This is a genomic window from Longimonas halophila, assembly GCF_002554705.1.
GTDB classification, from domain to species: domain Bacteria; phylum Bacteroidota; class Rhodothermia; order Rhodothermales; family Salinibacteraceae; genus Longimonas; species Longimonas halophila.
Window position 1 is genome coordinate 615,698 of the sequence record NZ_PDEP01000001.1, and the last position, 12,070, is coordinate 627,767.

Genomic DNA, 12,070 nt, shown 5'->3' on the forward strand with positions numbered 1-12,070 from the left:
CAGCGCGTGCGCACTTTGGCTTATTTCAATGCCTCAAAGGTGCGATTAAAGGCACAAACTCGGTGCGGTCGTACGCCAGCCCCAAAATATTTCAATACCTCAAAGGTGCGATTAAAGGTTGTATGGGCGGCCGGCCCCGTCTCCACGTTCCTCATTTCAATACCTCAAAGGTGCGATTAAAGGCAGCAACGACGACACCCTCGACGACAATGACAAGAAATTTCAATACCTCAAAGGTGCGATTAAAGGGGTCGATGCCGGTTTCCGAAGCGACGCGGTTGTAGAATTTCAATACCTCAAAGGTGCGATTAAAGGCAGGCGAAGACCGCCTACCAGATCATCACCGACACCAATTTCAATACCTCAAAGGTGCGATTAAAGGCACGCAGAGCAGGCCATATACGACTACGTGACCGTGATTTCAATACCTCAAAGGTGCGATTAAAGGCGAAGCCCTCTGGCCTCATCAACGATAAGGTTTGATAATTTCAATACCTCAAAGGTGCGATTAAAGGCGGGGGCGATGTAGGGCGTCGCCTTGAGAACCAGTAATTTCAATACCTCAAAGGTGCGATTAAAGGGCTGCCGTCTTATCGCACTCTTTTTCGAGGATGCGGATTTCAATACCTCAAAGGTGCGATTAAAGGCTCATAAGCATGGCTCTGAAAGATGCGAAGCGATGTAATTTCAATACCTCAAAGGTGCGATTAAAGGACCTGCGCCAGAACAGCCACCCCTTCTTCAAAATCGATTTCAATACCTCAAAGGTGCGATTAAAGGTCGCATCCATAATGCGAATGGCGTGCTCCACGTCGGGATTTCAATACCTCAAAGGTGCGATTAAAGGCGGCAGCACGCTGTCTGCCACCGTCGAAGAAACGAATTTCAATACCTCAAAGGTGCGATTAAAGGCTTTTCCCGTGGAATGAAGCGCGGCTCCCCATCACAATTTCAATACCTCAAAGGTGCGATTAAAGGCGGCGATGCCATCGAGGGCGCGGCCTTTGCCTTTGGATTTCAATACCTCAAAGGTGCGATTAAAGGGATGCACAGCTTCGCGGTGGTGTTCGAGCGCGAAGAAATTTCAATACCTCAAAGGTGCGATTAAAGGACTGTTGGAATATGCCATGTAGCCCGCTTAGATGCAAATAAGCCGCGATTCGGCGATGATTGGGCGCGCCCAATGTCGTCACCCTCCGGTCGTGCATAACCCCCCGGGGTCCGACGACATCCGCTAACTCCTTGATTCTACGCTGTGTATCCATAAAAATTAGGATGTGGCACAGTGGTTGCGGGCGGCGTTTTCCCGAAAATGGGCGGAGGCCGACGACAGATCGGCCTTCAGCGGCGCTGAACGGGGGGCGTTAGTGACAGTGGCCGTGGGCTTCGGACCACACCTCGCCGGGCGGGCAATCGACGGCTCCGCCGCCGCTGGTGAGCAATCCGCCGATGACCAGTATGCTCAGCAGAAGCACCACGCCCACGATGATGCCCTGCACGGTGCTACTCTGGTACCAGGCATCGGAGTTGCGGCAGCAGTTCTTGTACTTGCGCCCGCTTCCACACGGGCAGGGGTCATTGCGTCCGGGTTCTGAAGCCATAAGCTGGGTACGGTTGTGTGATACACGCAGGAGTTGCGATCTCTACGGCGCGGGGCCGGGAAAGTTGACTCGGGCCCTGCTTGCATCTATAGCAGCATTCGGGTACCTTATTGCTGCATTGATCCGCACGCTGACCATTTCCTTCTGATGCTTTTCTTACCCATGTCGTTTTCCGGCTGCCGTGCTACAGGCATCGTTTTTCTTGTGGGGCTGCTGCTCGCTCTTGGAACCGGCTGTGCGGGATCGGAAGAGGCACAGGCGTTCCAAGCCATGATGGAGAGCCGCCCCACCATGGTGAATCCGACCAACTATGCCACGGTGTACCCGGAGGACCAGGTGGAGGTACCGCCCGAAATTGACGGCGGCATGGACAGATTCTATGAGCGGGTGCTGGAGAACGAGCCGCCCCGGGGCTTGCGGCAAGACAAAAGCGGAAGCATCGTGGTGCTGCTCGTGGTATCGCCCGAGGGGGAGCCGACGAACGTCTTGATTGAAAAGTCGCTCTATCCGGTGGCCGACGAGGTGGTCCGCTCCACCGTGCTCAATTCGTCGTTTACGCCGGGCCGCCACAATGGCGAGCCCGTGCCCGTGGCGCTGCGCCTGAGCGTACAAATTACGAACATGCGCATCTCCATGTAGCTCATTTGGGCGTGTCAGTGGCTGTAGATGCGGCGGCGTCTGGCTCCCCCGTCACGCCACCGCTCCACGCAGCTTGTCGGCGTGCTTCTGGCGCAGCTTCTTCAGCTTCGGATCGATGACCGCACGGCAGTAGGGACGGTTCGGGTTCGTTTCGTAGTAGTCCTGGTGGTTGGTCTCGGCCTCGTAGAAGGTATCGAGCGGCTCCACCTCAGTCACAATGCCACCGCTAAAGACCGAGGCGTTCAGGTCGTCGATCACCGCTTCCGCCGTTTCCTTCTGCTCGGCGTTGTGCCAGAGAATGATGGAGCGATATTGCGGCCCCACATCAGCGCCTTCGCGGTTACGGGTGGTTGGGTTGTGAATCGTAAAGAAGATCTCCAGTAGCGTGCGGTACGACACCTGCTCCGGGTCGAACGTTATCTGCACGACCTCGGCGTGTCCGGTATCTTTCCCACAGACCTGCCGGTACGTGGGGTTGGGCACGTGGCCGCCCGCATAGCCCGACACGACCGCCTCTACGCCCTGCACCTGCTGATACACGGCTTCCAGGCACCAAAAGCAGCCGCCTCCTATCGTTGCGCGTTCCATATCTGTGTAGGGATGGTTGTTGCGAAAGGAAATATGCGCAATGGTGTACGTCGTAGGCCCATTGGAAGATGAACGGGCCTGCCACTCCTTACAACAAGTTTGCGGTGTATAGCGCCTCACCTACTGATGCGCCCCAATCGCAACGGTGCGATCGCAAGTCTCTGCCTCCGAGGCGTGGTTCGTGGCCACAATGAGCAGTCCGCCCTGCGCTACGTGCTCGTCTTGCACGGTGCGCACCATCGAGCGCCCCGGTGCGTCCAGGTTCGTCGAGGGCTCGTCGAGGATCAGGATCGGCGGCTCATGCAAGAGCGCGGCCGCCACCTTCACGCGCTGCTGCATTCCGGAGGAGTAGGTTCCCACCGCGTCGTCGGCCCGGTCGGCCAGCCCCACCCGATCAAGCACCGCCGCAATGCGATCGTCGGCTCCCGGCACCCGCCGCGCCTTTGCCAGAAACGACAGATTCTCCCGCGCGCTCAGGGCCTCATACACACCCAGATACGGCGCGACCAGGCCCATGTGCTGTACCCGTTCGGCCCGGGGCACCGCCTTCGCCTCCACCTGCAACTGCACCTCGCCCACCGTGGGCGTCAGCAGCCCGAGCAGGATGCGCAGCAGCGTGGACTTGCCCGATCCGTTCGCGCCCGTCACCGCCACGGATGTGCCCGCGTGCAGGCTAAAATCCATGTCGCGAAACAGCACCAGCCGCCCAAACTGCTGGCCCAGACCACGTGCGGTAAGCTGAATGGATGGGGTCGGCATAAGTCTGTTTAGGGGGGAAGCGACTGTCTGTGCTAAAGAACCACAATCGGATGCGGATGTGTGTCTATTCGTTCGCTGTGTTCAGGAGGGGTGCCGTAGGTCGAGCGGCGTCTCCCTCCGAATAGCCATCGCAGTGCGCGTGGTCGTGGCTACGCCCCAGGCCATGCGTGGCGTGATAAAGGCCCACGCACCAGGACCGCTGGCGGGCAGTACCAGGAGTCCCGCCCGCGCGCCCTCGCCTCGCGGATGGGTGTAGCGCTCGTGCATACTCGTGAGCAGGCGCTCGACCACCACTTGCGGCGCATCGCCTGCAGAGACCGCATCTACAGCGCGGACGCACAGGCTGTGTCCGGCAATGGCCTCGCCCCATCCAGTCGCGCAGGCGGCGACGTCTTCGGTGGCATAGTAGCCCGCACCGGGGAGCGGCGAATCGCCCACACGGCCCGGCCACTTGAAGGGCGTGCCGCCGGTGGAGGTGGCTGCGGCCAACCGGCCTTCAGCATCACGCACAAGTGCCCCCACGGTGTCGGAGGGCGCGTTGTTGGGCAGAAACGAATCGCTGGAGTCCACAGCGGCTTCGGCGCGGTGTTGGGCGTAGCGCTGGCGCTCACGCTCGCAGATGAGCGTCTCGTTGGCCACGAGCGGGTGACCGTGCCGCTCGGCAAACGCTTCGGCCCCTTCGCCCGCCAGCAGCGCCGCCTGTCCATTGCCGTGTTGCAGCAGGTCGCGGGCCACGCGAATGGGATGCGCCAGCTGCTGTACCGCCATCACACCGCCATAGCGTCCGGTGCGCCCGTCCATGAGCCCCGCATCAAGCTCAATCTCGCCCGCGCGGTTGAGCATCGCGCCGCAGCCGGCATCGAAGGCGCCGTGCCCTTCGAGCGCCGCCACAATGCGCGTGGCGGCGTCAATGGCCGGGGCTGCATCCGAAAAGGCGGACTGGGCGGTAGCCATCGCCTCCGCCAGCCCCTCCCGATGATCTGGGAGCGCTGTGTCGGGGATGGCCCACGCCCCGCCGTGCAGCAGTGCCAGCGGCCCTGCCTCTCCAATCGTGCCCGATACACCAGCAAACGCCATGATTACGAGGTGGATGCAGAAGCAGCACGTTCGGCGGCAAAGTAGGCCGGGCGATCCAGCATCGGCTGCAGGCGCTGCACCGTCTGCATATACGGCCGGCGCAGGTCGGGCGCTACCGGGTAGGCGGGCGGCAGATCCATGTCGAGCGCGTCAATGGGCGTGCCATGCTTCCACACGCGGTAGTCCAGGTGCGGCCCTGTGGAAAGACCCGTGGAGCCCACGTAGCCAATCACCTCGCCCTGCTCTACCGTCACGCCCCGGCGGATGCCCTCAGCCATGCGGTTCAGGTGCAGGTAACCGGTCGTGTAGGTGCCGTTGTGGCGGATGCGTACGTAGTTGCCGTTTCCGCCTTTGTAGGCCGCAAACTCAACCACGCCCTCGCCCACCGAGCGGACGGGCGTGCCCGTAGGCGCAGCGTAATCGGTGCCGTGGTGGGGACGGTTGACGCCGAGCACGGGGTGGCGTCGGTTGTGCGAAAAGCGCGAACTCACGCGGGCGTAGTCGAGCGGGGCACGCAGAAGCTCGCGGCGCAGGCTGTTGCCCAGCCCGTCGTAGTACTCGGGCCGATCATCAGAGGCGTCTTGAAAGCGAAAGGCGTAATACGGCGTGCCGTGATGCACCAGCCGCGCCGCCACCACATCGCCCGGACGAATCCGCTCGCCCTCAATGGAGCGCTTCTCGTAGATAATATCGAACCGGTCGCCGCGCTGCAGCCGAAAGAAGTCGATCTGCCACGCGTACACGTCGGCCATTTTGATGACGAGTTCAGGGTGCGCCCCACTGTCGATCATCGTCTGGTAGAGTGAGCCATCAATCGTACCCGAAGCGCGCGCCCACTCAGTCGTTACCGTGCGCTCGGTGACCTCGGAGTTTGCAGGGTCCTGCAGATCATACACCACGTAACGGCGAGCGCTGGGCTCGTACACCGCGTAGCGAGCGGTTTCGGTAGCCGGGTCGTTGTAGATGCGCAGCGTCTTCCCCGTCCGCAGGCGTCGCACATTATAAACGTCTTCAACCGCACGCGCCACATTCACCACCTGCTGATACGAAACACCCTCCGACAGCAGCAGGTCGGCAAACGTCTGGTTACGGCGGATGGTACGCTCGGTGATGGTCCAGTCGCCTGCTGGCACGCCGTAGGCATCGGTTGTCTCTGGCGTCTCAGCAGACGCCGGTCGACCCTCGAACGAAGCGGCCTGCACTGGCACCTCGTCTTCGGGGGGCGCATCGTCTGGGGTCCACACGGACCACAGCATCATAAGAATGAACACGGAGCAGGCGCCTCCGATGAGTGCGGTGCTCCACCGGGTTGTTGAAGACGTGGACATAGTCGAGTAAGCGGTTGGTAGGATGGAGGCAACGGCGCGGTGCGTTGGACCGGGTTACGATGCCGACGACGTATCGGGCACCCAGGTGTGTTCGGAAGCACCCACGGCATGGTTGGCCCAGCGCGCCATCACGAAGAGCAAGTCCGACAGGCGATTCAGATAGACGAGCGCGTGTTCGTTCAGCGGAGTCGAGGCGCTGGCTTCCACGCTCAGGCGCTCGGCCCGGCGGCACACGGTGCGGGCGTTGTGCAGCGCCGCCGCCGCAGGCGAACCGCCTGGCAGCACAAAGTGCTTAAGCGGCGCTAAGTCATCTTCGAGTGTGTCGATGTGCTGCTCGATTCCGTCGATGTGCGCCTCGGTGATGCGGGGCACCACCGGCTTGGCGTTTTCAGGCGTAGCCAGATCGGCCCCCACAACGAAGAGATCTTCCTGAATCTCCTGAAAGATGTCGTGGAGCGGCGCGGTGGCATCGGTATCCGCCAGATGGGCGCGGGCTACGCCGACCAGCGCATTTACCTCGTCGACCGTGCCGTACGCACGAATGCGCGGGTGACCTTTCCCGACACGATCGCCACCAAAGAGCGCAGTCGTGCCGTCGTCGCCAGTACGGGTGTAGATTTTGGGCATACCAGAGCACGTGCTAAATCAAGAAGATACGAACGGACCGTGCACCTGCAGGCGCAGTCCGTGGGGAGTGGATTCGGGGGTGGCGTCGACGCCGAATACATGCGCCAGATGCTCAGTCGTCAGCACCTCGCGCGGCAGACCACTTGTGACCACCGAACCATGATCGAGCAGCAGGAGGCGGTCGGCAAAGCGGGCGGCCTGTTCCAGGTCGTGCACCACGGCAATCACGGCTTCGTTGGGAGATTGGCGCTGCTTCAGGTGCTGAAAAAACGAAAAGCAGTACTGAATGTCCAGGTGCGCCGTCGGTTCGTCAAGCAGCCAGGCGGTGGGTTCTTGCACGAGCGCCTGCGCCAGGAACGCCCGCTGACGCTCGCCGCCACTGAGTGACGGCACGGCGCGGTCGGCCAGATGCGCAATATTCATCGCCTTGAGCGCGGCCACCACGCGGTCCTGATCGCCGCCGGTAAAGGACTGCATCCAGCCCCGGTAGGGCGCGCGGCCCAGCATGACCAGTTCGCGTACCGTCAGGTCGAACGCCACATGCGGCGCCTGCTTTACTACGGCAATCTGCCGGGCACGCTCGCGGTGCGCATACGATGAAAGCGCTTCCCCGTGTAGCCACACCGAACCGGCGTCGGGCGTCCATGTGCCCGAAAGCACACGCACAAGTGAGGTCTTTCCACTACCGTTGGGTCCGATGACGCCGAGCCACTCGCCCGGCTCCACCGCCATCGACACCGCATCGAGGATGCGATCGCCGCCGCGTACGACTGTGGCCGATCGCGTTTCAAGCACGGGCGTCATGCATCCAACAGAGATAACGAGTAGAGCAACGGGAAGAACTCCCTCGTGTGAGCAACAAGCATTGTACCAGATCGATGCATATGGGTAAACTCCGGTTGCTTCCTACAGGGCTCTCATTTTGAGCGTATGTCGACAGCCGTCGGCAGAAGTCCTGACACGAGCGAAGCGACTGATGAACGCAGTGACTAAACCACCACCGACTGAAAGTCGGTGGGTTTGATGGCCGACTGAAAGTCGGCTGAAGCTTATTCTCGAACCAAACTGCCCACCCCGCACTCTTTTGCTCAGACAACTTGCCAACGCAGTAGTGCCTGGAGAAAGGCGGTCTCTACGCAAGACCGCCTTTCCCGAAAAGCGATGCTGAAAGCGGCTCGTCTGAAAGACGAGGGTTTGGGACCAACTTTTTTGGAAATAAAAATCTCCGGTAGTGGGTAGACGCTAAGTGATAAGGCTATCGTAGAATGTAGGTTTGTCTTGTTCGAACCCCCTCTCCCTTTATTCCGCTGCGCTCCATGAGCCGCCCTGCGGACTCGTTTGGGTTTCTTCCCCTTTTCCAAGGGGGAGATGTCGATAGACAGAGGGGGTTGTCTGGCTCCGATGATGTCGGCCATATGACAATCACTTACCATTGAACCGCTACCAAATCTCCCCGAAGCAGGCAGGACCTTCTGCCCATTTGGAGTTCCCAAGGTCCAAGGAGATGGTTCGACTGCGCTCACCATGACAGGCTTCGTGAGGGGAGGATGCCAAGGTAACCATCACAATGGGGATTGACACAGCACTACCGCACCACCGAGCCGGGTTCGGAACCGGTTGTGAGGAGCGAGAGATTGCCGTCGCGGTCTTCGCCCATGAGCACCATGCCCTGACTCTCCAGTCCAAACATCGTCTTCGGCGCCAGGTTCGCCACCACCGTTACGCGCTTGCCAATGATCGCCTCCGGCTCCATATGCTGCGCAATGCCCGCCAAAATCTGGCGCTCCTCGTAGCCGAGGTCTACCTCCAGGCGCAACAGCTTGTCCGCTTCCTCGATGGGCTCGGCGTGGGTAATTTCACCCACACGCAGGTCCAGATCCATAAAGTCGCCAAACTCGATGGTGTCTTTGGGGGATTCGTAGCCCTGCTCTTCGGGCGTAGGCTCGGAATCAGCCGTGTCAGTGTCGTCGGTACCCAGCTTGTCGCGTTGTGCGTCCATGCGGTCGTCGTCTAACTTATTAAAGAGAATAACAGGGTCGTTCAGGGGATGCCCGGGCTCCAGCAGTGCGGTACCCGCTTCGTGCCAGCCCCGTGGGGCCGGATCGGGATCGGGCGTGCTGGTGCGTACATCCGTCAGGTTCAGCATCTGTCGCAGGCGCGCGGCAGCGTGCGGCACCACCGGATCCATCAGCACACCAAGCGCAGCGCACACTTGCAGGCACACGTGCACCGTGTTGGCGCAGGCGGGCGGATCGCTTTTGCGGGTGTGCCAGGGCTCGGTGTCGTTAAAGTACTTGTTGCCGCGCCGCGCCAGCGCCATCGTCTTGGTGACGGCCTCGCGCATCCGAAAGTCGTTGTACGAGTCGGCGATGTCGGCGGGCGCCTCAGCCAGCGCGTCGAGCACGGCCTGGTCGGTGTCAGTAGGATCCGTGAGCGGCGGCACGGCACCGTCGAAGTAGCGGTCGGCAAAGGTGAGGGTGCGGTTCACGAAGTTGCCCAGCACGTCCGCCAGTTCGCCGTTCACGCGGTTCTGGAAGCTCTCCCACGAGAAGTCGGCGTCTTTTGTCTCCGGCAGCGTGGTGGCCAGCGCGTAGCGCAGCATGTCCACGCCCTGCGTATCCTCGAAATCATCGAGATACTCGTGCAGCCACACCGCCCAATTGCGGCTGGTGGAGAGCTTCTTGCCTTCGAGATTCAAGAACTCGTTGGCAGGCACATTTTCGGGGAGCACGTAATTCCCGTGCGCCTGGAGCATCGCCGGAAACATGAGTCCGTGAAAGACGATGTTGTCCTTCCCCACAAAGTGGATAAGCTCGGTGTTGTCGTCCTGCCAGTAGTCGCGCCAGCGCCCCGGATCGCCCTGCGCTTCGGCCCACCGCTTGGTGATGGAGATATACCCGATGGGCGCATCAAACCACACGTAGATGACCTTCCCCTCGGCGTCGATGCCATGGCGCTCGGCCACATCGCGGGGCACGGGCACGCCCCACGGCACATCGCGCGTGATGGCACGCGCCTGCAGGCCGTCGTTGAACCAGCTCTGAATCTGCCCGCGCACGTTGTTTTTCCACTCCGGGTGCGTGGCGATCCACGATTCCAGCTTCTCCTGCATCTGGTCCAGCGGGAGGTACCAGTGCGTGGTTTCGCGCAGTTCCGGCGTAGCATCGGTCAGCGTGCTGCGCGGGTCGATCAACTCATCTGGACTCAGCGTGGCCCCACACTGCTCGCACTGATCGCCGTAGGCTTCCTCGTAGCCGCACTTCGGACACGTGCCCATCACGAACCGATCGGCCAGAAACATCTCGGCCTTCGGGTCATAAAGCTGCTCTTTCGTGTGGAGCGTAAAGGCGTCTTTGTTGTCGAGGGTGCGAAAGAAATCGCGGGTGGTCTCGGCGTGCAGGTCGTCGGTCGTCCGCCCGTAGTGGTCGAAGCTCATGCCGAACCGCTCAAAGCTTTCTTTGATGAGCGGATGATACGTATCCACAATATCTTGCGGCGTGCGGTCTTCGCGAAGCGCACGCATCAGAATGGCCACGCCCATCTCGTCCGAGCCGCATACAAACGCCACGTCGCGCCCGGTCAGGCGCTGATAGCGCACGTACAAATCGGCCGGCAAGTACGCCCCCGCCAGATGACCGATGTGCAGGGGACCGTTGGCGTAGGGAAGCGCGGCGGTGACGGTGAGACGCGTGTTCGGATCGGGCATGTAGGCGGTTGAATAGGAGAAAGTTTAGGGGATGCGAAGCGGCGTGCCATGGGCAGAAAACCAGCGCGCATTCAGTTAAAGCTGACGCCGTCGAGCATGTCGCCCTCCAGCTTGCGCAGCGCCTCTTCGGCGAACCAGGCTTCCTCGACCTCCTTCGTTTTGTCAGGAATGTTCTCGTGCGGCTTCTCGTAGCCCTCAATATCTTTCAGCCACACAAGGGTCTTGCGGCGCATGGTGCCGTCGGGGGCTTCAAACTCCACGTCGACTTCGCGGGCCTCGCACGTGCCCTCGGCCACGCCAAAGACGCCGCCATGCTTCGGGTGACGCAGCAAGATGCGCACACGTTCGCCGTAGTCAAAGCGGCTGGTCTCAAAGTCTGCTTCGCTGTAGGTAGCCATAGGGCGCTGGTGGGAAACCAAGGTCGAACAATTGCGGCGGTGGACAATACCGATTACAGTATAAAAACCACAGTACGCGCATGCAGTTCACTGCCGTGAGCCGTGCATGAAAAGTGCTGCGTTCACCGTGCCGATTGTGCTATGCCTACAACTGTTTCCCCCACGCCGCTAACCGAATCCTCCGGTGCCCCTGCGACCTCCAGGGCGTTTCGCTTCTCGCGTGCGCAGTATGAGCGCATGGTGGATGCGGGCATCTTTGCGCCCGACCAGCAGGTGGAGTTGATCAATGGATTGATCGTGCCCATGAGCCCACAAAGCAGCCGTCACACAGCCACGGTCGAACGCATCCGCCGCGTTCTTGATGCGCACTGCCCCGCCGACGCTTACGTGCGCACCCAGTACCCGCTGGCGCTGGGGGCGGCCTCGGAGCCGGAGCCCGATGTGGCGGTGGTCCCGGGTTCGCTGGAAGACCATGTCGATGCGCATCCTACCCATGCTCTTCTTGTGGTTGAAGTGGCCGACACCTCGCTCGCCTACGACCGCAACACCAAACGCCCACTCTACGCCACGCACGGCATTGCCACCTACTGGATCGCCAACTTGAACGCATCGCAACTTGAGGTATACACCAACCCGGAAGCCGACGACTACCATACCAAGCGTACGTTCGCTCCCAGTTCCTCGGTGCCATTTGCTGATGCGGTGATTGCCGTTTCCTCGTTGCTTCCTGATCGTCCTTCCACGTAACGATTTGTTTCCCATATGGAAGCTACAAACCCTGTATCCCCAACAACGAAAAAATCCGCTCACCGCTGGACGCGCGCCCAGTACGAGCAGATGATTGAGGCCGGTGTGTTTACGCCTGACCAGCAGGTCGAGTTGATCAACGGATCTATTGTGCCAATGAGCCCGCAGAACAGTCGTCACGCTGCCGTTACTACGCGCCTGCTTCGCCTGCTTATGGATGCATGCCCTGAAGGCTATCACGTCCGTAGTCAGGTCCCCATGGCGCTGGGGGCGGACTCTGAGCCCGAGCCGGATGTGATGGTTGTGCCCGGATCGAACGAGGCGTACATTGATGCGCATCCCACCACGGCATCCCTTGTTGTCGAGGTTGCCGACACCTCGCTTGCCTACGACCGCGAGGTAAAGCGCACGCTCTACGCAGGACACGGCATCCCCACCTACTGGATCGTGAACCTGTCATCGTCGTGCGTCGAGGTGTACACCGATCCAAAAGACGACGATTACGCCGAAAAGCGTACCGGGTCGCGCAACGATAGCATCCCACTACCGTTTGCTGAGTCTGATATTGCCTGCTCTGACATTCTACCCAAATAGACGCGT

12 protein-coding genes and 1 CRISPR repeat array (1 of these 13 only partly in view) are annotated in these 12,070 nt (G+C 60.8%); of the genes, 3 read left to right on the forward strand and 9 right to left on the reverse strand.

Translation table 11 applies throughout. The features are described from left to right. Nucleotides 1-1,111: a CRISPR direct-repeat array (repeat unit 30 nt; unit sequence ATTTCAATGCCTCAAAGGTGCGATTAAAGG); it begins 108 nt to the left of the window's first position. Nucleotides 1,112-1,364: 253 nt separating this feature from the next. Further along, nucleotides 1,365-1,601 (reverse strand): SEC-C metal-binding domain-containing protein, encoded by a 237-nt coding sequence (locus tag CRI93_RS02395; protein ID WP_098060997.1) that lies wholly within the window; start codon nucleotides 1,599-1,601, stop codon nucleotides 1,365-1,367. 162 nt (nucleotides 1,602-1,763) lie between these two features. Between CRI93_RS02395 and CRI93_RS02400 the strand changes: the two genes are divergently transcribed. Continuing rightward, nucleotides 1,764-2,240, forward strand: coding sequence for an energy transducer TonB (locus CRI93_RS02400; RefSeq protein WP_176521633.1), 477 nt, complete (start codon nucleotides 1,764-1,766; stop codon nucleotides 2,238-2,240). 51 nt (nucleotides 2,241-2,291) lie between these two features. Here the strand turns inward: CRI93_RS02400 and msrA are convergent, their stop codons facing one another. From msrA to CRI93_RS02440, 8 genes are all read right to left on the reverse strand, one after another. Continuing rightward, nucleotides 2,292-2,828, reverse strand: coding sequence for a peptide-methionine (S)-S-oxide reductase MsrA (gene msrA, locus CRI93_RS02405; protein WP_098060999.1), 537 nt, complete (start codon nucleotides 2,826-2,828; stop codon nucleotides 2,292-2,294). A 120-nt stretch (nucleotides 2,829-2,948) separates the two neighbouring features. Next, entirely contained in the window at nucleotides 2,949-3,587 is a 639-nt protein-coding gene (ccmA, locus tag CRI93_RS02410) for a heme ABC exporter ATP-binding protein CcmA (RefSeq protein ID WP_098061000.1), read from the reverse strand. Between the two features lie 81 nt (nucleotides 3,588-3,668). Then, on the reverse strand, nucleotides 3,669-4,664 hold the full coding sequence (locus tag CRI93_RS02415) for an isoaspartyl peptidase/L-asparaginase family protein (RefSeq protein WP_098061001.1): 996 nt from the start codon (nucleotides 4,662-4,664) through the stop codon (nucleotides 3,669-3,671). Between the two features lie 2 nt (nucleotides 4,665-4,666). Beyond that, nucleotides 4,667-5,992, reverse strand: coding sequence for a peptidoglycan DD-metalloendopeptidase family protein (locus tag CRI93_RS02420; RefSeq protein ID WP_245850264.1), 1,326 nt, complete (start codon nucleotides 5,990-5,992; stop codon nucleotides 4,667-4,669). Between the two features lie 54 nt (nucleotides 5,993-6,046). Then, a complete protein-coding gene (locus CRI93_RS02425; protein WP_098061002.1) occupies nucleotides 6,047-6,619 on the reverse strand; it encodes a cob(I)yrinic acid a,c-diamide adenosyltransferase in 573 nt (190 codons plus the stop codon). Nucleotides 6,620-6,637: 18 nt separating this feature from the next. Further along, entirely contained in the window at nucleotides 6,638-7,423 is a 786-nt protein-coding gene (locus CRI93_RS02430; RefSeq protein ID WP_098061003.1) for an ABC transporter ATP-binding protein, read from the reverse strand. Nucleotides 7,424-8,204: 781 nt separating this feature from the next. Further along, nucleotides 8,205-10,325 (reverse strand): methionine--tRNA ligase, encoded by a 2,121-nt coding sequence (gene metG / locus CRI93_RS02435; protein WP_098061004.1) that lies wholly within the window; start codon nucleotides 10,323-10,325, stop codon nucleotides 8,205-8,207. A 71-nt stretch (nucleotides 10,326-10,396) separates the two neighbouring features. Beyond that, nucleotides 10,397-10,723 (reverse strand): hypothetical protein, encoded by a 327-nt coding sequence (locus CRI93_RS02440; RefSeq protein WP_098061005.1) that lies wholly within the window; start codon nucleotides 10,721-10,723, stop codon nucleotides 10,397-10,399. A 141-nt stretch (nucleotides 10,724-10,864) separates the two neighbouring features. Here CRI93_RS02440 and CRI93_RS02445 point away from each other — a divergent pair, with 141 nt between their 5' ends. Next, nucleotides 10,865-11,470, forward strand: a complete 606-nt coding sequence (locus tag CRI93_RS02445; RefSeq protein ID WP_098061006.1) for a Uma2 family endonuclease — start codon at nucleotides 10,865-10,867, stop codon at nucleotides 11,468-11,470. A gap of 15 nt (nucleotides 11,471-11,485) precedes the next feature. Continuing rightward, nucleotides 11,486-12,064, forward strand: coding sequence for a Uma2 family endonuclease (locus CRI93_RS02450; RefSeq protein WP_098061007.1), 579 nt, complete (start codon nucleotides 11,486-11,488; stop codon nucleotides 12,062-12,064). Nucleotides 12,065-12,070: the final 6 nt, after the last annotated feature.

Bases quoted from the DNA above. Each gene is read 5' to 3' on its own strand.
- CRI93_RS02440 (WP_098061005.1), bottom strand. From the start codon at position 10,723: ATGGCTACCTACAGCGAAGCAGACTTTGAGACCAGCCGCTTTGACTAC.
- CRI93_RS02420 (WP_245850264.1), bottom strand. From the start codon at position 5,992: ATGTCCACGTCTTCAACAACCCGGTGGAGCACCGCACTCATCGGAGGC.
- ccmA (WP_098061000.1), bottom strand. From the start codon at position 3,587: ATGCCGACCCCATCCATTCAGCTTACCGCACGTGGTCTGGGCCAGCAG.
- CRI93_RS02430 (WP_098061003.1), bottom strand. From the start codon at position 7,423: ATGACGCCCGTGCTTGAAACGCGATCGGCCACAGTCGTACGCGGCGGC.
- CRI93_RS02445 (WP_098061006.1), top strand. From the start codon at position 10,865: ATGCCTACAACTGTTTCCCCCACGCCGCTAACCGAATCCTCCGGTGCC.
- CRI93_RS02415 (WP_098061001.1), bottom strand. From the start codon at position 4,664: ATGGCGTTTGCTGGTGTATCGGGCACGATTGGAGAGGCAGGGCCGCTG.
- CRI93_RS02395 (WP_098060997.1), bottom strand. From the start codon at position 1,601: ATGGCTTCAGAACCCGGACGCAATGACCCCTGCCCGTGTGGAAGCGGG.
- CRI93_RS02400 (WP_176521633.1), top strand. From the start codon at position 1,764: ATGTCGTTTTCCGGCTGCCGTGCTACAGGCATCGTTTTTCTTGTGGGG.
- msrA (WP_098060999.1), bottom strand. From the start codon at position 2,828: ATGGAACGCGCAACGATAGGAGGCGGCTGCTTTTGGTGCCTGGAAGCC.
- CRI93_RS02450 (WP_098061007.1), top strand. From the start codon at position 11,486: ATGGAAGCTACAAACCCTGTATCCCCAACAACGAAAAAATCCGCTCAC.
- metG (WP_098061004.1), bottom strand. From the start codon at position 10,325: ATGCCCGATCCGAACACGCGTCTCACCGTCACCGCCGCGCTTCCCTAC.
- CRI93_RS02425 (WP_098061002.1), bottom strand. From the start codon at position 6,619: ATGCCCAAAATCTACACCCGTACTGGCGACGACGGCACGACTGCGCTC.